The organism is Maricaulis virginensis, from assembly GCF_027922185.1.
Lineage (GTDB): Bacteria > Pseudomonadota > Alphaproteobacteria > Caulobacterales > Maricaulaceae > Maricaulis > Maricaulis virginensis.
This window is the reverse complement of sequence record NZ_BSFE01000002.1, coordinates 452,047-472,500: the sequence shown is the minus strand read 5'-3', so window position 1 is coordinate 472,500 and position 20,454 is coordinate 452,047. Positions and strand designations below refer to the sequence as shown.

Genomic DNA, 20,454 nt, shown 5'->3' with positions numbered 1-20,454 from the left:
CCTGCTGGCACTCTGGCTCGCCATGGCCGGCGCCGGGCGGGCGCTTGACCGGGGCGCCGGCGCGCTCGGCCACGCCCTCGCACTTCTGGGCGTGGCGCTGTTCGGCGCGGCGATCCTGCTGACCGCGCAGACCTTCAACATGACCTCCTTCCGCAATACCGCGGTGCTGATCTGGAGCGTGGCCGGCCTTGCGACCGCCTTCGCCATCCCCTCCCGGCCCGTCCTGATCCTGGCGACGCTGCTCGGCGCGCTCTGGGCCGGGCTGGAGATCTTCAACCCCTTCGTCGACACCGTGATCTGGAGCTATCTGCCGCTCTGGCTGGTCACGGCCTGGCTGGCCGTGCGCCTGCGCTCCAGGGCGTCGGCGCACCTGCTCGCCATCGGTCTGGCGCTCTGGGCCGGGCATGCCCTCTACTGGATGGACCAGCATCTCGATATCGCCGACATTTCTCTGCATGCCGGGGCAACACTGGTCTTCGGCGCGCTCGCCCTTGGCGGCGCGCTGGCCCGGGATCGCGGCGTGACCGGCGGCGGCATCCTGGCGGCCTGGATGGCGGTTATCACCATGGTGCTGGCGCTGCTGCTGCAGGCCCAGTTCGACGGGCCGCAGGACGAAGCCCTCTCGGGCAGCACCTATCTCGTCACATCCCTGGGAGCGATGGCGGCCATCGGCGTGTTGCTACTTGCCCGGCTCGCCATCGGGCATCTGCGTCCCGGCCCGGCGGCCGGCCTCGCGGCGATCGGCGCCCTCGTCTTCGTCACCCCCTACCTGCTGGCCGCAGCGGGCATTGGCGGTCTGTGGTGGCTGCAGCTGGCCTATGGCGCGCTCTTCTATGCCGGTGCCGTCGCCCTGATTCTGCAGGGCAGCCGGGAAAGCGCCGGTGCGACGGGTACGGTGGGCGTCGCGGCCTTCATCGGCCAGACCCTCTATGTCTATGGCGAAACATTCGGCGGCCTGCTCGATACTGCGCTGTTCTTCCTTGTCGGCGGTCTGATCCTGTTTGCGATGAGTTTCGGCGTCTGGCGCTGGAAGCGGCGGCAGCAGCGCCCGGCCGCGCCCGCACAGTCTGGGGGAGAGACGTCATGAACCGCCTTGCCCGCCTCGGCCTGATCGCCGCCCTGATGAGCGGCTTCCTGGTCTTCCTTCTGGCCTCCCACCTGGAGCGCCGCGCCAGCAGTCCGGAAGTCCTGATTCCCGTCGAAGGCTATGACCCGCGCGACATCCTGCTCGGTCACTACGCCAATATCCGCACGCCCCTGAACCGGCTGGACGCCTATGCGCTCGAGGGCGATGACGGCTTTGCCGAGGGCGACCGGATCTGGGTGACGCTGGAGACCGGACCCGACGGCACGGCCCGCCCCGTCGCCCTGCACTCCGCCCATCCCGGCACCGGCCTGGTCGCCCAGGGCCGGGTCCGCCAGGTCTATGAGGCCTCACGTCCCCTCACCCGGGAGACCGGTCCGGAGACCGGCGAGCCCCGCACCGTCCGCGAGGAACCGGAAGAGCTGTGGATCCATGCCAGCTTCAATATCGAGCGCTATTACGCCTCCCGCGAGCGGGCCATTGCCCTGCAGAACCGGCTGCGCCTGCGCGATGTGACGGGCGATATCGGCGTCAATCTCATCCTCGCCATCCCGGCCGACGGCGCGCTGTTGATCAAGGGCTTCGAGGTCGACGGCGAACGGCGGCTGGATACGGTCTGGTAGGCGGCTAGAGCGCGCGGCGCCCGAAGAGCGCGATCAGCACCGGCGTCAAGATCGCACCGGCCAGCGTGCCGCCGATATGACCCGCCCAGCTGACGGGAATCGGAAAGGCGAGCCCGGTCACCGCGATCACCAGGTTCAGCCCGATCCAGGGCAGGGCCAGGCGCAGCATGCCGCGCCAGCCGCCCATTACCCAGCCGGCCGCCGCAATCAGTCCCGAGACACCGGTCGACGCGCCGCCCAGCTGCAGCGGCGGCCCGCTGTGCAGCGCGTATTCCAGCCCGGCGCCGGCGGCCGAACAGGCGAAGAACAGGATCATGAAGCCGGCAAAGGCCTTCAGCCCCGTTCCGAAGGCCAGGCCGACAGCCCGCCCGGCGCCGATCAGGACGGCCATGTTCATCGCCAGGTGCAACAGCCCGAAATGGATGAAGACGTGCAGCAGGTAGGGCGCGGCATGTCCCAGCGGCTGGGCCGGCAATGGCGTGTCCGGCGCGGCCACGATCAGCACGCAAGTTGCAAAGATCCAGCGGTCGAGTTCCGGCGAGAGATAGCCGAGCAGCGCGGCGCCGAGAATCAGTCCGGCGAGCAGCAGAACGGCGGGTGGCATGGCATTGAAAACTGGCGCCCGCGGCGCGTCCCGATGCGGCACACAAATTCTCCCTGACGGCGTCCCGCACTGGCCCAGGCGGGTTACCCAATTCTGAACAGATCCGGATTCCCCCTGCAGGGGAACGCACTTGGTGTCTCTCCCCCGCTGGCACACGCGTTGCAACGACACGGGCGAGAGACGCGTCTAGAAGGACACGACGATATGACACTGCGCAAGTTCCCGCCCGCATCCGCTGCCGTTCTGGCCGTGACCGTTCTGGCGTCGGCTGCGCAGGCCCAGCAGGCCGAAACGACGGCCGGATGGGAAATCCCCTACGGTTCGCGCACCACCGCAACCTCCAGCCAGGCCTGGAGCGGAGCCGGTGCCAGTGCCGGTGCCGCCGCCCGGTCGGAAGCCGGCAATCGCGTGATCATCGACGGTGTCATCCAGACCGGCGTGGGCGTGTCGTCTGAGGGCGGCCTGTTCGGCGGCGGTGTCGGATCCGGCGCCACGGCGATCGGCAACCAGCTGAACGTCAATGTCTCGGGCCGGTACAACACGGTCATCATCAATTCGACCCAGATCAATAATGGCGACATCAACGCCAACGCCAATGCCAACGGCAATGTGAGCACTGACAATGACCAAGACTAAGCTCCTTCTCGCAACGGTCGCCGGCGCCCTGGCGCTGACCGGCTGTGCCACGACGGGAGATGGCGGCGGCGCGGACGGCCGCTATGCGACGCCGATCGGCGGCGCGCCCGTAACCGCCAATCCCACACCCTATTCCGAAGCGCTGGTCTGCCTGGCCGATTATGCCCGGGCCAATAATCTGCGCTCGCCGCGCATCGCCGTGGGCCGCCTGGCCGACTATACCGGCCGCGCCTCGCTGGAAGGCGGTGCCGCAGTGACCCAGGGCGCCTCGCTGATGGCGATCTCGGCCTTTGCCAAGGCCGGTGTGCGCCTGGTGGAACGTTTCGATACATCCGTGTCGGAGCTGGAACTGCGCTATGCCAACAACCAGCTGATCCGCGACACCAATGGCCAGCAGCGCGAAATCCACGCCGCTTCGCTGCCCGGGTCCGACTATCACCTGGTCGGCGGCATCACCGAGCTGAACTACAATATCCGCTCGAACGGCGTCGACCTTCTGGCCGGCGACCGCGTCGACAGCGACCCGACCGGCCTGTTCTCGCGCCGCGCCTGGGTGATGAATATCGGCCTGGACCTGCGCCTGAACGATACGCGCACGATGGAGACGGTCGACGTCATCTCCTACCAGAAGCAGATCATCGGCCGCGAGATTTCCGCCGGCGTCTTCGCCTTCTGGGACGATGCGGTGATCGACCTGTCCGGCGGCGGCCGCTCGCTGGAACCGGTCCAGCTGGCCGTGCGCTCGGTGATCGAGCGCGCCGTGCTGGAAATCTCGTCCCAGCTCTACGGCGTCGATGCCTCGTCTGCCTGTTCCTATTCCGATCCGATCGGCGGCGGCAGCCACACCAATGTCACCGGCGGTATCGATATCGCCACGGCCTATGGCTCGAGGGAGACCACGAATGTCCAAGCGCGCCTTTCTGTTGATCACGGCCATGAGCGCCGCGACGATCACGTGCGCAGCTACCTTCGCGGACGATACGACTGAGATCCTGAACGGCCAGATCAATCTCGACGCGGCGATCAATGTCGTCGCCGAGGGTGAGACCGACGAGGCCGGCGCCGCCACCATGGCGGCCATCGGATCCGCGAACGCGCTGACCGTCGACGTGATCGAGCGTCACGACATCGCCTCGGAACAGACCTTCTCCGGCGATGTCGACGCACGCGCCGCAACGCGGGCCGGCATCGTCCATGGCACGGCCGTCACCACCGCCTCCGCGATGGGCAATGCGGCCAGCGTGATCAATGACAACGGCATGGATGCCGAGATCGACCAGACGGCGCAGGACGGTTCGACCGTCTCGGCGACGGCGGAGCTGGAGATCGGCTCCTACGCGATTTCCTCGGTTACCTCGGCCACCGCCTCGGCCAATGCCTATGACGCGGTCAGCTATGGCGGCGAGAACCATCATGCCCTGCGCCAGGACAGCGGCGCCGATGTCAGCGCCGACAGTTATGTCCTCGCGCCGGCCGGCGGGCTGGGCTATGCGGCGACCGTGCTCGGCGCGGCCAACGGCAATTCGGCGCAGATCCAGGGCTATTACATGAGTCCGGACCAGGTCGCCGATATCGACCAGGACAATCGCGGCAGCATCTCTGCCCGTGCCCGCGCCGAATCGGGTGGCGGGGCCGTGTCCGAAACCGTGACAGCCTCCGCCAATGGCAATTCGGTCTGGATGCAGAACGAGAACGGCTATGCCCATATCCAGGGCACGCAGGACAATTCCGGCACCGTGACCGCCGATGCCTACGCCCAGGCCGGCGATTTCGACATCGACCTGGTCGCCGTGTCCTCCGAAGGGGTCGGCAATTCGGCGATCATCTCGAATCTCGGCGCCGACGCCTTCATGGGCCTGGACCAGACCAATAGCGGCAATGTCACCACCCTGGCCGGCTTTGACGGCAATCAGGGCGGCGCGGCCTTCGCCTCGGCAACAGCCTTCGGCAATGCCGCAACGACCTATGTCTGCTCGGAATGTGCCGCAACGGCCTATGGCAATAACAACCAGACCAATTCCGGCGCGATCACCTCGAACGTGACCGGCCGCATGACCACCGGCAGCACCCTGTCCGGCACAGCCACCGCGATCGGCAATTCAGCGACCTATCAAAGCGTTTCCCCCTATAGCGGGAACTAGCATCACCGACCTGTTGGGGGAGGTGGAGAAACCCCCGGGCCTCGTGTTGTGAGGTCCGGGGTTTTCTTTGTGTGGTGGTCTCTTTTTTCCCCACATGTGGGGAAGTGGGCCGATGCGCAGCATCGGGTCGCCAGAAACTTTTTGGGGGGCCGGCGCGGAGCGCCGGGAGGCAGTGGAGCCTGTTGCTGACACATCGCCGCTGACGCGGCGCCCCTCCCCCGCTTCGCGGGTCCCCCTCCCCATGAAATGGGGAGGAAAGGCGTGTCAGCACGAAACCCTCCACGAGCTTGCGCCCTGGAGCGATGAGAGGGGTGCGGGATGCACGGCGGACATCGTGTCCGATTTGAAGTGTTGGTGGTGATGCCCGAGGCATCCCGCACGCGGAGATTTACCCGGGTCCCTTGCGGGCCCCGTCTCGAAACCTGCAGGCACGGGCCGGTCGAGCTTTGTGCCGGTGTCCCCGCAGATGGCCACGCCGGAGCCTGATGCTGTCACCCACCAGGCGCGGACGAGCTCCGCACGCTCCCGGGCACAAGGGACTGAGCTCATGCCTCCCATCCCGGAAACCGCTGACGAGCATACGCGCAGTTGAGCGGCCGGGGATAAGTTTCCGGCCCCGGCCCCACGCACCGTCATCCTGACGAAGGTCAGGACCCAGATCGTAAAGGGAGATTTTGGCCAGGCGGGCTCGGTCTGAGCGGCGGCGATGTGCGGGATAAGTGCGAGATCGCGACCACCGCGCTCTATGAACTGGGCCCTGACTGAAGCCTGCGCCCGCGAAAGCGGGTGTCAGGGTGACGGTGTTTGGTGCGGCGCTCTCACTCTGTCTTCCACCCTCCAAATTTTTCCCGGACGAAGGCCCGCAGAAGCGGGCCGCAGATCCGGGACCAACCGCGGGTCACTCCAAGCGATGAGCTTCCCCTAGATCCCGGCACTCCGCCCGGCCTTCGCCGGGCCGAAGCCTGCGCCCGCGAAGGCGGGTGGCCGGGAAAACGGGAGAGGTGTTTTGGGGAGACGAGCCTCGCCCCCCAAAAAAAGGCCCCGGCTGGGTCAGCCGGGGCCAGGCATGCCGAGTGGGCATGTGAGATTTTTGGACGGCATGTCAGCGATAGCCGCCGACGCCCCCGTCGAGCATGAGAGTCATGGAAACCCGCTCGCGGCGTTCGCGTTCCACTTCGCGGCGCACGCGTTCGGTATAACGTTCCTCGCGGCGCATATAGACGAGCTTCACGCCCGGACCGTGGCGGCGCAGCAGGGAGCGTTCATTGCAGTTGCGGCGCTGTTCCTGGGCCTCGCAGTAAAGGCGGCCGCCCGGTTCGTGACGCAGCGCCTCGCCCTTGCGGCAGGCGATCGTGGCCGCATCATTCCAGTCGTACTCGCCTTCAATGGCCCAGCCGATGGTGACCTGCATCGCCGTGCCGGCCATGCAGCGATAGATCTCGCCGGAATAGGTCGCCCCGACGCGTTCGTCGGCATCGACGCGGGAGGCCGGATGCGGCGTACCGCCATCGTCGACGCAGACGGCGCGCACGACACGCCATTCCTCGACCCAGCGCGTGCGCTCTTCCTCGTAGTATTCGTATTCGGCCTCTTCCTCGATCCCGACCACGTTGAGGCCGGTAATCGCGGTTGCGGCCGGCGCGGTCGTCATCGGCGTGTAGGAGCCGCCACCGATAAAGGTCATCGCACCGGCACCCGCACCGGCCGACGCATTGGCATTGGCCGAGGCGTTCACATTGGTGGTCACATTCGTGATCACATTGACCCGGGACGAGACATTCACGCCGACATTGATATTGCCGCCATGGATGTTGATGTTCGGCACATTCACCGTATGACCGCCGCCATGATTGCAGCAGGTCGGCGGCGGAGGCGGCGTGCAGCAATTGCCACCGCCCGCACCACCGCCTCCACCGGCCTGTGCCGGGGCGGCCAGCAGGGCGAACGCCGCGCTCGCGGGAATCAGAAAAGCGTGCCGGGCTGATACGCGCATGGGCTTGCTCCTTACGTGCTGCCCCTGCCGATGCAATCCGCGGGCCGTTTTCGCGGCCCGCCGCTCGCGCGAGCGGGGAAAGCCCGCCAGCCGTTCTCACCCGTGACGGGTATGGCCCCGATATTGAACTCGCCGCTGCAACGCTCCGGGCCGGGACAGGCCGGGCCGCCTGATGACCGACGAGTGGAGAAACGGATGCGCCACGCGCAATCGCAAGCCTTGCACGCCTACTGGCAAACGCGCCGCCAGGGAGGTGCCGCGCCGCACCGCACCGATATCGAGCCGCAGGATATCGCGCGCATGCTCGGTTACGTCTTCATTCTCTGGCGTGCCGATCCGGATCATCACATCTTCCGCCTGGCCGGAACGCATCTGTGCGATCTCTACCAGCGCGAGTTCCGCGACCAGAATTTCCTCTCGCTGTGGCGCAGCCATGACCGCACGCATGTGCAGGCCGTGCTGGAAGCGTCCATAACTGGCACAGAGCCGGCCTCGCTGATCGCGCGCACCGTGACGATGGACCGGCTGGACCTGCCGGTGGAGATCAGCTTCCTGCCCCTGCGCGGCCCGTCCGGCGCGATCGACCGCACGCTCGGCCTGTTCCAGCCGCTCGGCGACGCCGCGGCGCTGCGCGGCCGGCCGGCCGTGCGCACCGTGCTGCAGGAAGTGCATCCGCCGTTGCAGCGGGACAAGCTGTATGCCGGCCTGTTCGGCGATGCCGGAACCGCGCCGCGCAAGGTGGCCAACGATCAATAAACGCAAGTCCTTCTTAACGGCTATGGCCTAGCCTGCGCCGCTCAGGAGGATGTCACCATGCATCACGGGCCGGGCCGACTGGACCGCCGGAAGATCAGGATTGCCGCGCGTGGCGCCCAGGAGCGCCGCCGGCATGCCCGCGTCCCCCTGCAGCTTCATGGCCGTTTCTGGACGGAGATGGAGGGCGAACACGCCTGCCGCCTGCTGGATATCTCGCCGGGCGGCGCGCGCCTGATGGCCCGTATCGTTCCGCCAGACCAGACCCGCGTCGTTCTTATGATTCCCAGTCTGGGACGCATCGAGGGACGCATTGTGCGCCGCGAAGGCGAGGAATTCTCCGTCGCGTTCAACGCCCCGCAGCGCAAGCGCGACAAGCTGGCCGACGCGATCACCTGGCGTTTCAACAAGGACCGTCTGGGCCTCGACGAGGACCGCACGGCACCGCGCAAGCCGGGCCGCGGCCGCGCCCGCATCGTGCTGGCCGATGGCGTCATCATCCAGGCCAATGTGCTGGACGTTTCCGTAACGGGGGCCGCCTTCGAATGCCTTGAGCGCCCCCGGATCGGCGAGCCGCTGCGTGTCGGTGAGATGTCAGGACGGGTGGCGCGAATTCTGGACAACGGGTTCGCGGTCGTGTTCGATCCCCCCCAGGCAAAAACCAGCGGTCCCGAAGCAGCATAAACTTGAGTCTCTGTCTGCCGGATCCGGCGCTCCGAACGCTGCGGGGCCCGCTCTGGCCCGTTTCTTGCCGTATTGGATGGGTAGACGGTAGTAGTTTGGGTGCGAGAAAGTCCAATGCCTCGCGATGACGGAATCACCATGTCCTGGTTTGTGAAAGTCGAAGGCCGTGTCTACGGCCCGTATACGCCGCAGCAGATGCGCGCCTTCGTTGCCGAAGGCCGGATCGCGGCCCATTCGCAGATCTCGCCCGACCGGGACGGTATCTGGGCGCAAGCCAGCGATATCGAGGAATTCCGTGACTGGCTTGAAGATCTGGGCCAACGCAAACAGCCCGAAAAACGGGTCACCCCCGGCGCCCGGCCGGCCAATTTTGTCGTGATCGCCGAGATTCATTCCGAGAACGCGGCCGAGTTTGCCCACGCGCTGGCGGCCTATGGCGATCTCGAATCGATCACCGGCGGTGTCTGGCTGCTGCGCGGCCCGACCACCTCGGCCGTCCTGCGCAATGAGCTCAGCCATATTCTGGGCCGCGACGACAAGCTGCTGGTCATCGACGCCTCGCACGACCGCGCCGCCTGGTTCAATCTGGGACGCGAAGCCGACCAGAATATCCGCGAGCTGTGGAGCCGCGCGCACTAGGCTGCGCGGCTGCCAACGTTTTCTTCCCTGCGATGCCTGTGCTCGGGTTGGCCTACGGCGAATCCCGGGGGCGGGTCCCCCTCCCCACGATGTGGGGAGGAAACTCAGTCGATCCGGCGTAGCTGCGTCGCGTGGCGTTTCCAGTTCTCGACATAGTGATCCGCCGACGCCTTCAGCATCACGGCGGTATCCTCGCCGAGTGTCCGGATGACCCGGGCCGGCGCGCCGACGACCAGCGAATTGTCCGGGATTTCCTTGCCCTCTGTGATCAGGGTATGGGCGCCAACGATGCAGTTCTTTCCGATCTTCGCGCCATTGAGCACCGTCGCACCGATCCCGATCAGGGAATAATCGCCGACCGTACAGCCATGCAGCATGGCGCGGTGGCCGACGGTGATCCCCTTGCCCAGGGTCAGCGGCACGCCATAGTCGGCGTGCAGCACTGAAAGGTCCTGCACATTAGTGTCCTCGCCGATGATGATGGCCTCGACATCGCCTCGCACCACGGCGCCGTACCAGACACTGGCATTGCGGCGAAGTTCGACCTGCCCCATCACCTGCGCGTCGGGCGCGATCCAGTATTCCCCCTCGCCCGGCGTCTGCGGAACCGAATCGCCCAATGCATAGAGTGCCATTCCCGTCTCCCTCTTTATTTGCGTGAAATTTTCACGACGCGCTCGTTCAGATCTTCTTCACCGGGTTACACTCAGACTGTAAGCGCGATTCGAGATCGCTTTCTCGCTTCGCTTTCGGCAACGCAAGGAGGCAACGGGTAGCCGGCATGACCGCTCCTCGACCCAGCCCGCCAGGAACCGGTCGGTTTTCCACCGAACCCCGCGTGTCCCCTGCACTGTCTTCCGTGCCCCGTTTCTTCGCCCCTCGCCGCCCGGCCGAGGGGTTTTTCATGTGTGGAGGTCCCCGTCATGGGTAAGCGTAACGTCAAACGCCGCCAGCGTGCAGGTGAATTCAATACCGCCCACTATCATAACGAACAGGACAAGGTGCGTGCCCTCTTCCCGGGTACCAGCTGGACCCCGGACGACAAGGAACCGATGCGCGACCAGCGCTTCACCAAGAATGTCAAACCGCGCTCGGACGGCCAGGCCAAGCTGATGTCGTCGATCGACACCCACAATCTCGTCCTGGCGCTCGGCCCGGCGGGGACAGGCAAGACCTTCCTGGCCGTCGCCAAAGGGGTGGAAGCGCTCGAATCGGGCGCGGTCAGCCGGATCGTCCTGTCCCGCCCCGCGGTGGAGGCCGGCGAATCGATCGGCTTCCTGCCCGGTGCGATGGAAGAGAAGCTCGCCCCCTACCTGCGGCCGCTCTACGACGCGCTGGCCGACCGGCTGAGCCCGAAGAAGCTGAAGGCGATGATGGCGGAAGGCCTGATCGAGATCGCGCCGATCGGCTATATGCGCGGCCGCACGCTGAACAATGCCTTCGTGGTGGTCGACGAGGCGCAGAACTGCACCTACGGCCAGCTGAAGATGCTGCTCACCCGCCTGGGCTGGAACTCCACCATGGTCGTCACGGGCGACCCGGCCCAGTCGGACCTGCTGCCGGAAATGTCGGGCCTGGCACAGATCGCCGACAAGATGGAGCCGCTGGAAGACATTGCCGTATGCCGGCTGGAGGCCAAGGACATTGTCCGCCACCCGCTGGTCGCCACCATGCTGACCGTGCTCTGACAGACAAGACAGTGCGACTGGAGACGGCGCGATGTGCCTTGCATCGCGCCGTTTTCATGTCCGGTCATGGCTTTGTCGCGGCAGACCGCTAATCTCGGCGCCGATCGAAAAAACGGGACACAGACCATGATCCGCAGCCTGATTGCCGCCTTCCTCCTCGCCACCGCGCCGGCCCTGGCCCAGGGCGAGTTTCCGCCGCAGGAGAATCGCGAGGCCTGGGGGCTGGCCATCGTCGATGTGGAGACCACCGGGCTGGAAGCCGGGCATCACGAGATGATCGATCTCGGTGCGATCTATACTGATCTGGACGGCAATGAGCTGGGGCGCTTCTTCATCCGCATCCATCCCGACCACCCCGAAAGGGCAACGGAATTCGTGCGCAGCATCAACGGGTTCGACGAAGAGCGCTGGACCGGACTGGGGGCTCTCAGCGAAGCGGATGCGGTCGAGCGCTTCCTGGCTTTCCATGCCGAAGCGTCAGGCGGACGGACCATGCTGTTCACAGCCTATAATGCCTGGTTCGACCGCAATTTCCTTGACGCCCTGCTGCAACAGCACGGGGAAAGCTTCCGCGATCACTTCACCTATTTCCTGCTCGACCTGCCCTCGCTGGCCTGGGGCGCGGGGATTCCGGACATGATGAATGCCGATGTGGCCGGCGCGCTCGGCCTTGAGGCCGAGACCAGCGATCCGCTGGAGCATACCGGACTGAGCGGAGCCGAGTGGAATCTGGCGCTCTACCGCGCGCTGCAGGCGCGGATCGCGGCGCAGGCAGGGCGAGAGGGTCAGGATTAACCGCTGACGCCCGGCCGCGGCAGGATCACGCTGGAGAACCAGAAGTCGCGAATCGCCTGGACGATATCGACCAGGCGGGAGAATTCGGACGGTTTGGACACATAGCCGCTGGCGTGGTGGCGGTAGCTTTCCAGCACGTCACGCTCGGCCCTGGAACTGGTCAGCATGACCACCGGGATCACCGACAGCGTCTCGTCCGACTTCAGGGTTTCCAGTATCTGGATACCGTTCAGCTTGGGCAGGTTGAGGTCCAGCAGGATCAGGTCCGGCACCGGGCAATCGCTGTAATCGCCACGCCGGTAGAGAAAATCGAGCGCCTTCTCGCCGTCATTGACGACGTGGATCGCGCTGTCGAAGGCACTGTCCTCGAACGCCATGCGCGTCAGATAGACATCGTCGTCATTGTCCTCGACCAGAAGAATATCGGCCAGTTTGGCAGACCCCGTCATGCATTCTCTCCTTCGGACACCGAATCGTCCGTGCCGGCTGTGTGCGCCGTACCGGCGGCATCCGGATCCTGCGGGGCCTCAGGCCAGTAAACGTAGAACCGGCTGCCCTCGCCCAGTTCGGATTCGGCCCAGATCCGCCCTCCGGCATTGTTGACGATCTTGCGGCAGATCGCGAGCCCCATTCCGGTCCCCGAATACTTCGACGCCGGGTGAAGTCGTTTGAATGGCTCGAATATCTGCTCGCAATACTCCGGACGCATGCCGATTCCCTTGTCCGACAGGGTGAACAGCCAGCCCTGCTCATAGGGGGCCGCGGATATCTGGATCTTCGGCGTCTCACCGTCCTTGGCGTATTTGATCGAGTTGGCGATCAGGTTCTGGAAGACCCGGGAAAACCGGGTGGGATTCGTCCGCAGTTTCGCCGGTAGATGAACCGTTTCCAGACTCGCCCCGCTGCTCTCGAAATCCTCAGCCAGATTCTGCCGGGCCAGTTCGATCATGTCGACGGGGATGAAGGTCTCGATCTGGCCGAGATCATCGCTCGCCCGCGAAAAGGAGATCAAATCGTCCAGCAGGGCCTGCATGCGCTGCGCCGAACCGGCACAGATCTCCACCGCCTTGCGGGCGTCTTCGTCCAGCTGGCCGGCATGCTTGCGCAGCAGCATCTGCGAGAAATTGCCGATCATGCGCAAGGGCTCTCGCAGATCGTGTGAGGCGGCGAAACTGAAGCGTTCCAGCTCGGCATTGGTCTGTTCGAGGCGGGCGATGAAGGCTTCGCGCTCCGCCTCGCCCGCCTTGCGCGCCGACAGGTCGCGCGCCGTGGCGATGAAGATCCGGTCGTCGCCGGCCTTGTATTCGGTCACCGCCAGTTCGATGGGAATCGCATGCCCGTCCCGGTGCACCCCATAGACTTCCCGCACCTTGCCGACGATGTCGCTGTCGCCGGTCTCGATGTAGTGCTTGATGTAATAATCGTGCTTGCGGCGGTGCTCGGTGGGCGTGAGGATACGGATATTGCTGCCCACCAGCTCGTCCGGCCGGTATCCGAAAACGCGTTCGCAGGCCGGGTTCGCTTCCTCGATGATGCCCTGGGCATTGGTCGTGAGCACGGCATCGACCGCACTCTGCGTGACCGCGCGCAGGCGGCGTTCGGACCGGTTGCGGGCCTCCTCGGCGGCGCGCTCCTCGGTGATATCCTCGATCGAGCCGGCCATGCGGACAGGTTCGCCAGTCTCGTCCAGCAGCACCTGTCCCGTCGCATGACACCAGACGAAATGCCCGCTTTCATGCCGCATCCGGAAATTCGGCGCATAGGGCTCGCCCATTTCGAAGTGCGCCTCTACGGCTTCGCGGACCGCGGGCTGGTCGTCCGGGTGTATCCGGTCGAAGAAGAAACTGGCGTCGGCGACCTTGTAGTCCGGCGGCAGGCCCAGCATGCGCATCGCGTTGGGCGACCAGCCGAGCGTGTTGTCACGTATGCCCCAGTCCCAGACGCCCACCGCCATGCCGCGCACGACGAGATTATAGCGCTGCTCGCTTGTCCGGCGGACCGCATCGACATCCGCCAGCCGCACGGCCTGGCGCCGCGCGAGCTGGGCCATGAAGGCAAGCGATGCACCCAGCAGCGTCAGGCCGATGCCCGACATCCAGACGCCCAGTCCGGTGCGCGGATGCATCCGCCGGGCAAAGGACACGGTCGGCGCTGAGTGAAGCGTCCAGCCGACCTCATAGCTGGTCGCGACCGGGGCGGACGCGCGATAGGACGTCCCGGGATCGACGGCCCGGCCCGAGCCGGCAAGACGCGGCCCGTCAGGCGAAGCCGTCAGCGCGACATCGAAGTCCTCGTCACGGGCCGGGCGGCTGGCCCGCAACATGGCGGCGATATCGAACAGGGCGACCAGAACCCGGACCCTGCCGGTCCCGTCGGCAAACGGGTAGTAGGCCATCATGCCGTCGGAGCCATCCTCGAACCGCGCGACGGCGCCAGCGTGCAGCCTTCCCAGCATGCCGGACTGTGACATATCGCTCCGGCCCGGCCCGCCCGGCGCCCCCACCAGTCCGGCCACGGCCGGCCCGCCTTCCGGTTCGACCCACTGCACGCCGGTTTCATCCGCGACATAAAGCGCGCGCAGCCATGGCTTGTCGCTGAGATAGGCGCCGGCGTCGGCGCGCCATTCCGATTCGGGCATCGCCCCGTTGCGAACCGCCAGCCGCGCCCCCATGCGTTCGACCGCATGTCCGTCCTGTTGCAGACGCAGGGACAGGATGCGGGCGGTATTGTTCGCTTCTGCCTGACTGAACCGTTGGAGTGCCTGGTGGCGGACATCCTGCGACCGGCCGGCCGTCACGGCCGTGACGGCAATCCCGACCACAACGACAACCAGCATCGGCAGGACAAGCCCGAGCCGTGTGCGAGCGTCAAAGGGCGCTGCCAGGTCCATGAACGGTCCTTCCGCCGGTCGCAACGAGCATTCCCGTGTCCCGTCGAGCAAGACAGGCCCAGAGAACGTTCCGGTCAGCGGTCCGTTCTCTCGTCCCGCATCCCGCTGGTTTCACTTCCGAACCTTACACCCCTCGGCGGGTCATGCAATCCGGCTACAAGACCAGGTTATTGAAATGAAAAGCGCCAATGGGACTCTGCTCAATGCAGTGTCACGGGCAGCCTGCGATAGCGCACCAGTATGCGCAGCGTCAGCGGATGCTCTTTCTCCGGATCGAGACGCAGGCGGATCATTTCCGCCCGGGCGCGTTCGCGGCGGCGGCGGGCCCGCAGATACTGGATCGCCACGAAGCCCGCGATCGCCAGATAGGCAACGTAGTTGGCCACGCCATACCAGTCGGGCAGGAAGAGCCAGACGCCCAGGGCCGCAACGATGGCGAAGATGATATCCACCGGCCAGCCTTCGGACGCCGTGAAGAAGGCCAGCACCGGGAAAATGCCGCGATCGATATCGCCTTCCGGATCGATCTGGGCGAGCAGGTCCTCGAACTCGGCCGACTGGCGCGCATAGACCTGGTTCAGCGGCGTGTCCTCATCCACCGGATCGGCATGGGACGGCCGGTCGCGATTGAGAATCATGCAGGCGCGCATCAGCCATTCGGCATCCTGAAGACGGCCATGGGCATAAAACCCGCTCATCATTGCTCCGCGATTCGTTCATCCAGCCAGGCCGCCGCCCCGGCGGGCGTGTCCCCGTCGAGATCGACCCGCCGATTGGCCTCGCGCATGGCATCATCGTCAATGGCGCCGACCAGCGGCCCCAGCGCAGCGGCAAGCCCGGGCCGTTGAGCCGCCTGCGGTGACACCAGGATCACCGCATCATAGGGCGGCAGCACACCGCGCGGATCGTCGAGCACGGTCAGGTCGAACGCCGCGATTCGCCCGTCCGTCGTGTAGGCGGTGATCACATCCACCTGCCCGTCGTGCGCGGCGGCATACAGGAAGGTGTTGTCCATCGAACGTGTGCGGGCTGCGCCCAGACCATAGACATCGCGCGTCGCGGTCCATTCCGACCGGGCGAAGACTTCCGGGTCGCCGCCCACAGTCAGATCCCCGGCAATGGCGGACAGATCGTCAAGACTGTCCACGCCTTGGGCTTCGGAAAATTCGCGGCTGACGGCAAAACCATAGGCATTCTCGAAGCCCAGCCGCCCCAGGGTGAGGATGCCGTGCTCGACCCACAGCCAGGCCGACATCTCGGTGAACATGCGGTATCGGCCGGCCGGTTCGGACCGGTTCATCACCGTCGCCCAGATCGTGCCGGTATAATCGATATAGACATCGATCTCGCCGCTGCGCAGGGCATCGAACGCGATGGTCGAGCCGAGATTGTCGCGGCGGACCACCCGGGCCCCCGCCTCTTCCAGCCTGCGCTGCATCAGGGCGCCGAGAATGTACTGCTCGGTGAAGGCCTTGGAGCCGATCGTCACAGTCTGGCCGGCAATGTTCTGGACAGCGCCGGGGGATTCGCCGGCGGCGACAGTCCCGGCCTGCCCCGGCGGCACGAAGCGGGGCGCGATGGACGCCGCAACGAGAACGGCAAGGAAGACGCCCACTCCGATGGCGAGGCCGCGCCGCCGGTCGCGGGTCGCGATCTCCAGCAGGCGGATGGCCTGGTCGAGCACGATGGCGAGCCCGGCCGCGAACACGCAGCCGAACAGGACCGACAGCCAGTTGCGCGTCTGCAGGCCGGCGAAGATGTAATTGCCCAGGCTCGTTGCGCCGACGGGTGTTGCCAGCGTTGCCGCACCCACCACCCAGACCGTCGCCGTACGCAATCCGGCGACGATGACCGGCAGGGCCAGCGGCAGTTCGATCTGCCACAGGCGCTGGCGGTCGGTCAGCCCGATACCGCGCGCGGCTTCGCGGATCTGCGGCTCGATACCCTGCAGACCGACAATCGTGTTGCGCAGGATCGGCAGCACCGAATAGAGCATCAGCGCGATGAAGGCCGGCAAAAAGCCGATCCGCCCGCCCAGCAGCGGCACCATCAGCGCCAGCAACGCCAGACCGGGAATCGTCTGGATCACGCTGGCAGCATTGAGCGTCGCGGCTGCGAGCCGTGGCCGCCGGGCGGCCTGGATACCCAGCGGAATGCTCAGCACGATCCCCGCCAGCAAGGCGCACATCGACAGCACGACATGGGCCGACAGGTATTGCGGCAACTCGGCCAGGCGCTCGGCGAAATTGGCGTTCATGCTGCGCTCCGTCCTTCCCCTCGACGGGGAAGGTGGACCGAAGCAGAGCTTCGGGTCGGAAGGGGTGAAAGCGCAAAGCGCTTTCTGGCTCCAGCCGAGGTCACCCCATCCACCACGCTTGCGGCGCGGTCCCCCTTCCCCATCAAGGGGAAGGACAAGAGCAGCCGACGCATCTCCCTCATGCGCCGAGCTCCCGGATCGCCCGCATCTGGCGGCGCGGGGTTTCCAGCAGGCCGGAGACATAATCGCTGGCCGGATTCGCAAGGAGCTCCGACGGTGTGCCGTGCTGGACGATCTCGCCATCGGCCATCACCGCGATCCGGTCGGCCATGATCAGCGCTTCTGCCATATCGTGCGTGACCATTACGGCGCTGAAGCCCAGCTCGGCCTGAAGACTTCGGAATTCCTGCTGCAGGGTGTCGCGCGTGATCGGATCGAGCGCGCTGAAGGGCTCGTCCATCAAGAGGAGGTCCGGCCGTCCCGCCAGGGCCCGTGCGAAGCCGACGCGCTGCCGCTGGCCGCCGGACAGTTCGGCCGGATAGCGGTCTGCGTACTCGATGATCGGTAGCCGAACCAAGTCCAGCATTTCAACGACGCGGTCGCCAATCTCGTCGGCGGTCCATCCGAGCAGCCGGGGAATGATGGCGACATTCTCGCGCACGGTGAGGTGCGGAAACAGGCCGTCGCCCTGCATCACCCAGCCGATCTCGCGGCGCAGCGCGACCGGGTCGCGCCCGGCGATATCCTCGCCCTCGTAAAAAATCAAACCGCCCGAAGCATCCTCCAGGCGGTTGATCATTTTCAGCACGGTGGTCTTGCCGCAGCCGGACTCGCCCGCCAGGGCCAGCAATTCGCCGCGCCCGACCTGGAGCGAGACGCGCCGCACGGCCTCGACACCGCCGGGATAGGTCTTGCAGACCGCCCGGATATCGAGAACGGGGCGCGCCGGATCGATCAAAGATCTTCCAGGTCGATGTCCAGGATGGTGATTTCGAAGGAATAGGACGTCTCGCCCTCATCGATGATCTTCGAGACCACGCCCAAGCATTCGTCGGCAATGTGGATTTCGGCGCACTCGTCCGGACGGTTGCGGCACTGCACGACCAGTTCGGGGTTCAGCTTGGCCTGGAGGAACATCTGAAGCTTGGCCGCTTCGAGTTGCGTCATGTTCTTGTTCACGGGGATTTCTCCGGTCGGGATTCGAAGTTCGCGCCAACTAACCCCACAAAGGGGGCTCACGTCCAGTCAGCGGGTGTTGGCGAAGGTGCGCAGGACCGGGCTATGCGGCCCCGGGCGGCGGTCGTATGAACTATTCATACATGGTAGGCTCGCCGCAAAGGAGCAAGCCCATGATCCGCAAGACCGTGTCGATGCCCGACGAGATGGGCCAGTGGATTGCCGAACAGCTGGCCAAGGGCCGCTATTCCAACGAGAGCGAATATGTCCGCGACCTGATCCGGCGCGACCAGGAGAACCAGCGCAAGCTGGAAGACCTGAGATCCATGCTCGCCGTCGCCGAAGCCGAGATCGAGGCGGGGCAGTTTACCGAGCTGAGCTCGAAGGCGGATTTCGACAAGCTTTTCGAGGATGTTACCGGGACAAAACGCCGTGAAACTCCGTCTGAGTAGCCAAGCCCGAACAGATCTCGACAGGATATTCTCATACACATGCGCGCATTTCGGTGAGCCGAAGGCTGTTCAGTACATCGACGAAATCATCACGGCGCTTGAGCAGCTGAAACACTTCCCGCGCGTTGGCCGCCGCTCACACCAGCTTCCCCCAAACAGGCGGGCATTGAGCATAAGAAGTCACTACGCCATCTACACGATCGAGGACGACACGATCCACGTCCTCAGGCTACTCCATGAACGCCAGCTTCCAGACGACGCCTAGCCGCGCGGCGGACGGATGGTGTCCAGTCCCCAGGTCAGGACCAGATTGTCCGGACCGAACAGGGCATAGAGATAGTCCAGCGCGTCCTCAAGACCGTCCAGCTTCTCCTTGTCCTGCACGAACAGGGTGAAGCGGCTCTTTGCCTCGATGCCGAATTCGCGGGCGATCTCGGCGTCGAAATTCCGCAGGGCGCGGGGCTCTGTCAGACGGAAGGGAAAATCGAACCAGTCCGGATGCGCCTGCCGGGCCTCGGCGATACGCATCCGCGCTTCAGCCACCGACAGACGGCAGTGTCCGGCATAGTCGATCGCCACGAGACGCTCAGCCGGAGCCCTGGGGCAGGCTCTGGTCCATGCTCTTTGCCGGCTCCTTGCAGGCGCATTTGCCGACAATCCTGGCCGGCACACCGGCCACGGTGCAGCCGGCCGGAACCGGTTCCAGCACCACCGAGCCCGCCGCGATCCGGGCACCGTCACCCACCGCGATATTGCCCAGCACGCGGGCACCGGCGCCGATCAGCACGCCCTTGCCGATTTTCGGGTGACGGTCTTCATGGGCCGCACCCGTGCCGCCGAGTGTCACCTCGTGCAGGATGGAGCAATCATCGCCGACCACGGCGGTCTCGCCGATCACGACCGAGGTGGCATGGTCGAACATCACGCCGCTGCCGATCCGGGCGGCGGGGTGGATATCGAGGCCGAAGCGTTCGCCGACCCGGCTCTGCAGGTGGAAAGCCAGGGTCTGCCGGCCCTGCTTCCACAGCCAGTGGGCGATGCGGTGGGCCTGCAGGGCGTGGTAGCCCTTGAAATAAAGGAAGGGCTGCAGCAGCGAGAGACAGGCGGGGTCGCGCTCGTCGACCGCGATCATGTCGGCGGCCGCCTGGGCGACGATCTGCGGATCGCCCTCAATGGCCTCTTCGGCGACATCGCGGGCCAGCATGGAATCGAGCTGGGCGTCTGCCATCTTCGAAGCGATACGATAGGCCAGCGCATGGGCAAACTTGTCGTGGCGCAGAATGGCCGCGTTCAGGAAGCTGGCGAGGATCGGCTCCTCGGCGGCCGCCGAGGCGGCTTCGACGCGCAAGCGCGCCCAGAGCTTGTCCACCCCTGTACGGGCGTCGACCGCGGTTTCGACATTGGTGAGCGACATCGCTCTCTCCTCGCGCCTATCTCTGCAACATGGCGGCAGCCAGCGTCTCGTCCAGCTCACCCTCCCGGGCCATGTAGTATGCGCGCAGCAGCATCGCTACCGTCAAGGCATCCGTGATGCGTCCCGACACGGCTTCGTGAAGCGCCATGCGGAACGGGACACGCCGGGTCTGCAGCACTTCGGTGCCTTCCGGCGCCGCCTCGCCCTGCGTCAGGCCCGTCGCGATATAGCCGATCGCTTCCTCGTCGGTGACCGAATTCGAGAGGTCCATGCGCAGGATCTCGCGCCAATTCGCGGCCTCGAGCCCGGTCTCCTCTTTCAGCTCGCGCCGGGCGCTGTCCAGCGGCGGCACGTCCAGCGGCCCGCCGCCTTCGGGAATTTCCCAGCTATACCTGTCCTGGGGAAAACGATGCTGGCCGACCAGAACGGTCGTCCCGTCCTCGAACAGCGGCAGGATGGCGATGGCCAGGTTGGCGAACTCGACCACGCCGTAAAGACCGGGCTCACCGTCGGGCCGCGTGACGTCATGCTCTGTCAGACGCAGCCAGGGGTTCTCGTACACGGTGCGCGAGGCACCGACCTGCCATGGGCCACGAGTGCCGTTCATGCTCATCTCCCTTGCCGG

At 65.7% G+C, this 20,454-nt stretch carries 24 protein-coding genes (1 of these 24 only partly in view); 12 read left to right on the top strand and 12 right to left on the bottom strand.

Annotation, left to right across the window (positions count from 1 at the left end; all coding sequences use genetic code 11):
* On the top strand, positions 1-1,087 hold the 3' portion of the coding sequence (locus tag PKE71_RS05780) for a DUF2157 domain-containing protein (protein WP_271186018.1). It extends 230 nt beyond the left edge of the window; the window shows 1,087 of its 1,317 coding nt (coding positions 231-1,317); its start codon lies off the left edge, out of view; it ends in the stop codon at positions 1,085-1,087.
* Positions 1,084-1,707, top strand: coding sequence for a GDYXXLXY domain-containing protein (locus PKE71_RS05775; RefSeq protein ID WP_271186017.1), 624 nt, complete (start codon positions 1,084-1,086; stop codon positions 1,705-1,707). Before PKE71_RS05780 ends, PKE71_RS05775 begins: the two co-directional genes overlap by 4 nt.
* 4 nt (positions 1,708-1,711) lie before the next feature.
* Here PKE71_RS05775 and PKE71_RS05770 read toward each other — a convergent pair whose 3' ends face one another.
* A complete protein-coding gene (locus PKE71_RS05770) occupies positions 1,712-2,353 on the bottom strand; it encodes a rhomboid family intramembrane serine protease (RefSeq protein ID WP_271186016.1) in 642 nt (213 codons plus the stop codon).
* Positions 2,354-2,515: 162 nt separating this feature from the next.
* Between PKE71_RS05770 and hfaA the strand changes: the two genes are divergently transcribed.
* Genes hfaA through hfaD form a run of 3 tightly spaced genes read left to right on the top strand, consistent with a single transcriptional unit; the run spans position 2,516 to position 5,088 of the window.
* Positions 2,516-2,947, top strand: a complete 432-nt coding sequence (hfaA, locus tag PKE71_RS05765) for a holdfast anchoring protein HfaA (RefSeq protein WP_271186015.1) — start codon at positions 2,516-2,518, stop codon at positions 2,945-2,947.
* On the top strand, positions 2,928-3,935 hold the full coding sequence (hfaB, locus tag PKE71_RS05760) for a holdfast anchoring protein HfaB (RefSeq protein ID WP_455363897.1): 1,008 nt from the start codon (positions 2,928-2,930) through the stop codon (positions 3,933-3,935). Before hfaA ends, hfaB begins: the two co-directional genes overlap by 20 nt.
* The gene (gene hfaD / locus PKE71_RS05755) at positions 3,850-5,088 is read left to right on the top strand and encodes a holdfast anchor protein HfaD (RefSeq protein ID WP_271186013.1); all 1,239 of its coding nucleotides are present in this window, start codon (positions 3,850-3,852) and stop codon (positions 5,086-5,088) included. Before hfaB ends, hfaD begins: the two co-directional genes overlap by 86 nt.
* Positions 5,089-6,190: 1,102 nt before the next feature.
* Here hfaD and PKE71_RS05750 read toward each other — a convergent pair.
* A complete protein-coding gene (locus tag PKE71_RS05750) occupies positions 6,191-7,081 on the bottom strand; it encodes a hypothetical protein (RefSeq protein WP_271186012.1) in 891 nt (296 codons plus the stop codon).
* Between the two features lie 195 nt (positions 7,082-7,276).
* Between PKE71_RS05750 and PKE71_RS05745 the strand changes: the two genes are divergently transcribed.
* The 3 genes from PKE71_RS05745 to PKE71_RS05735 all read left to right on the top strand — a co-directional run bounded on the left by PKE71_RS05745 (position 7,277) and on the right by PKE71_RS05735 (position 9,157).
* A complete protein-coding gene (locus tag PKE71_RS05745) occupies positions 7,277-7,837 on the top strand; it encodes a PAS domain-containing protein (protein ID WP_271186011.1) in 561 nt (186 codons plus the stop codon).
* Positions 7,838-7,894: 57 nt separating this feature from the next.
* Positions 7,895-8,518 carry a PilZ domain-containing protein gene (locus tag PKE71_RS05740; protein WP_271186010.1) on the top strand — a complete coding sequence of 208 codons (624 nt, stop codon included), beginning with the start codon at positions 7,895-7,897 and terminating at the stop codon, positions 8,516-8,518.
* A gap of 138 nt (positions 8,519-8,656) precedes the next feature.
* Complete coding sequence (locus PKE71_RS05735; RefSeq protein ID WP_271186009.1) at positions 8,657-9,157, top strand: DUF4339 domain-containing protein; 501 nt, start codon at positions 8,657-8,659, stop codon at positions 9,155-9,157.
* A 104-nt stretch (positions 9,158-9,261) separates the two neighbouring features.
* Here the strand turns inward: PKE71_RS05735 and PKE71_RS05730 are convergent, their stop codons facing one another.
* The gene (locus PKE71_RS05730) at positions 9,262-9,792 is read right to left on the bottom strand and encodes a gamma carbonic anhydrase family protein (RefSeq protein ID WP_271186008.1); all 531 of its coding nucleotides are present in this window, start codon (positions 9,790-9,792) and stop codon (positions 9,262-9,264) included.
* Positions 9,793-10,080: 288 nt separating this feature from the next.
* On the opposite strand from PKE71_RS05730, the gene PKE71_RS05725 reads away from it, so the two are divergent.
* Both PKE71_RS05725 and PKE71_RS05720 read left to right on the top strand, forming a co-directional pair.
* Entirely contained in the window at positions 10,081-10,845 is a 765-nt protein-coding gene (locus PKE71_RS05725) for a PhoH family protein (protein WP_271186007.1), read from the top strand.
* A gap of 126 nt (positions 10,846-10,971) precedes the next feature.
* Positions 10,972-11,640, top strand: coding sequence for a 3'-5' exonuclease (locus PKE71_RS05720; RefSeq protein WP_271186006.1), 669 nt, complete (start codon positions 10,972-10,974; stop codon positions 11,638-11,640).
* On the opposite strand, the gene PKE71_RS05715 is transcribed toward PKE71_RS05720, so the two are convergent.
* The 6 genes from PKE71_RS05715 to PKE71_RS05690 all read right to left on the bottom strand — a co-directional run bounded on the left by PKE71_RS05715 (position 11,637) and on the right by PKE71_RS05690 (position 17,966).
* The gene (locus PKE71_RS05715; protein WP_271186005.1) at positions 11,637-12,089 is read right to left on the bottom strand and encodes a response regulator; all 453 of its coding nucleotides are present in this window, start codon (positions 12,087-12,089) and stop codon (positions 11,637-11,639) included. The genes PKE71_RS05720 and PKE71_RS05715 overlap by 4 nt on opposite strands.
* Positions 12,086-14,530, bottom strand: coding sequence for a sensor histidine kinase (locus PKE71_RS05710; protein WP_271186004.1), 2,445 nt, complete (start codon positions 14,528-14,530; stop codon positions 12,086-12,088). The genes PKE71_RS05715 and PKE71_RS05710 overlap by 4 nt, the downstream gene beginning before the upstream one ends.
* Before the next feature lie 200 nt (positions 14,531-14,730).
* A complete protein-coding gene (locus PKE71_RS05705; RefSeq protein WP_271186003.1) occupies positions 14,731-15,228 on the bottom strand; it encodes a hypothetical protein in 498 nt (165 codons plus the stop codon).
* Positions 15,228-16,787: an ABC transporter permease/substrate-binding protein gene (locus PKE71_RS05700; protein ID WP_271186002.1), complete on the bottom strand. Its 1,560-nt coding sequence runs from the start codon at positions 16,785-16,787 to the stop codon at positions 15,228-15,230. The genes PKE71_RS05705 and PKE71_RS05700 overlap by 1 nt, the downstream gene beginning before the upstream one ends.
* Before the next feature lie 178 nt (positions 16,788-16,965).
* A complete protein-coding gene (locus PKE71_RS05695; protein WP_271186001.1) occupies positions 16,966-17,745 on the bottom strand; it encodes an ATP-binding cassette domain-containing protein in 780 nt (259 codons plus the stop codon).
* The gene (locus PKE71_RS05690) at positions 17,742-17,966 is read right to left on the bottom strand and encodes a DUF3126 family protein (protein WP_271186000.1); all 225 of its coding nucleotides are present in this window, start codon (positions 17,964-17,966) and stop codon (positions 17,742-17,744) included. The genes PKE71_RS05695 and PKE71_RS05690 overlap by 4 nt, the downstream gene beginning before the upstream one ends.
* Before the next feature lie 170 nt (positions 17,967-18,136).
* On the opposite strand from PKE71_RS05690, the gene PKE71_RS05685 reads away from it, so the two are divergent.
* Positions 18,137-18,415, top strand: a complete 279-nt coding sequence (locus tag PKE71_RS05685) for a type II toxin-antitoxin system ParD family antitoxin (protein ID WP_271185999.1) — start codon at positions 18,137-18,139, stop codon at positions 18,413-18,415.
* Entirely contained in the window at positions 18,396-18,680 is a 285-nt protein-coding gene (locus PKE71_RS05680; RefSeq protein ID WP_271185998.1) for a type II toxin-antitoxin system RelE/ParE family toxin, read from the top strand. The genes PKE71_RS05685 and PKE71_RS05680 overlap by 20 nt, the downstream gene beginning before the upstream one ends.
* Here the strand turns inward: PKE71_RS05680 and PKE71_RS05675 are convergent.
* Genes PKE71_RS05675 through PKE71_RS05665 form a run of 3 tightly spaced genes read right to left on the bottom strand, consistent with a single transcriptional unit; the run spans position 18,677 to position 20,436 of the window.
* Positions 18,677-18,994: a hypothetical protein gene (locus PKE71_RS05675; RefSeq protein ID WP_271185997.1), complete on the bottom strand. Its 318-nt coding sequence runs from the start codon at positions 18,992-18,994 to the stop codon at positions 18,677-18,679. The genes PKE71_RS05680 and PKE71_RS05675 overlap by 4 nt on opposite strands.
* A gap of 7 nt (positions 18,995-19,001) precedes the next feature.
* The gene (cysE, locus tag PKE71_RS05670; RefSeq protein WP_271185996.1) at positions 19,002-19,829 is read right to left on the bottom strand and encodes a serine O-acetyltransferase; all 828 of its coding nucleotides are present in this window, start codon (positions 19,827-19,829) and stop codon (positions 19,002-19,004) included.
* Between the two features lie 16 nt (positions 19,830-19,845).
* Positions 19,846-20,436, bottom strand: coding sequence for an NUDIX domain-containing protein (locus PKE71_RS05665; protein ID WP_271185995.1), 591 nt, complete (start codon positions 20,434-20,436; stop codon positions 19,846-19,848).
* Positions 20,437-20,454: the final 18 nt, after the last annotated feature.

What these genes read in the sequence shown, in the direction of transcription:
- PKE71_RS05775 (WP_271186017.1), top strand. Translation starts at nt 1,084, where the DNA reads ATGAACCGCCTTGCCCGCCTCGGCCTGATCGCCGCCCTGATGAGCGGC.
- hfaA (WP_271186015.1), top strand. Translation starts at nt 2,516, where the DNA reads ATGACACTGCGCAAGTTCCCGCCCGCATCCGCTGCCGTTCTGGCCGTG.
- hfaD (WP_271186013.1), top strand. Translation starts at nt 3,850, where the DNA reads ATGTCCAAGCGCGCCTTTCTGTTGATCACGGCCATGAGCGCCGCGACG.
- PKE71_RS05750 (WP_271186012.1), bottom strand. Translation starts at nt 7,081, where the DNA reads ATGCGCGTATCAGCCCGGCACGCTTTTCTGATTCCCGCGAGCGCGGCG.
- PKE71_RS05745 (WP_271186011.1), top strand. Translation starts at nt 7,277, where the DNA reads ATGCGCCACGCGCAATCGCAAGCCTTGCACGCCTACTGGCAAACGCGC.
- PKE71_RS05740 (WP_271186010.1), top strand. Translation starts at nt 7,895, where the DNA reads ATGCATCACGGGCCGGGCCGACTGGACCGCCGGAAGATCAGGATTGCC.
- PKE71_RS05735 (WP_271186009.1), top strand. Translation starts at nt 8,657, where the DNA reads ATGTCCTGGTTTGTGAAAGTCGAAGGCCGTGTCTACGGCCCGTATACG.
- PKE71_RS05730 (WP_271186008.1), bottom strand. Translation starts at nt 9,792, where the DNA reads ATGGCACTCTATGCATTGGGCGATTCGGTTCCGCAGACGCCGGGCGAG.
- PKE71_RS05725 (WP_271186007.1), top strand. Translation starts at nt 10,081, where the DNA reads ATGGGTAAGCGTAACGTCAAACGCCGCCAGCGTGCAGGTGAATTCAAT.
- PKE71_RS05720 (WP_271186006.1), top strand. Translation starts at nt 10,972, where the DNA reads ATGATCCGCAGCCTGATTGCCGCCTTCCTCCTCGCCACCGCGCCGGCC.
- PKE71_RS05715 (WP_271186005.1), bottom strand. Translation starts at nt 12,089, where the DNA reads ATGACGGGGTCTGCCAAACTGGCCGATATTCTTCTGGTCGAGGACAAT.
- PKE71_RS05710 (WP_271186004.1), bottom strand. Translation starts at nt 14,530, where the DNA reads ATGGACCTGGCAGCGCCCTTTGACGCTCGCACACGGCTCGGGCTTGTC.
- PKE71_RS05705 (WP_271186003.1), bottom strand. Translation starts at nt 15,228, where the DNA reads ATGAGCGGGTTTTATGCCCATGGCCGTCTTCAGGATGCCGAATGGCTG.
- PKE71_RS05700 (WP_271186002.1), bottom strand. Translation starts at nt 16,787, where the DNA reads ATGAACGCCAATTTCGCCGAGCGCCTGGCCGAGTTGCCGCAATACCTG.
- PKE71_RS05685 (WP_271185999.1), top strand. Translation starts at nt 18,137, where the DNA reads ATGATCCGCAAGACCGTGTCGATGCCCGACGAGATGGGCCAGTGGATT.
- cysE (WP_271185996.1), bottom strand. Translation starts at nt 19,829, where the DNA reads ATGTCGCTCACCAATGTCGAAACCGCGGTCGACGCCCGTACAGGGGTG.
- PKE71_RS05665 (WP_271185995.1), bottom strand. Translation starts at nt 20,436, where the DNA reads ATGAACGGCACTCGTGGCCCATGGCAGGTCGGTGCCTCGCGCACCGTG.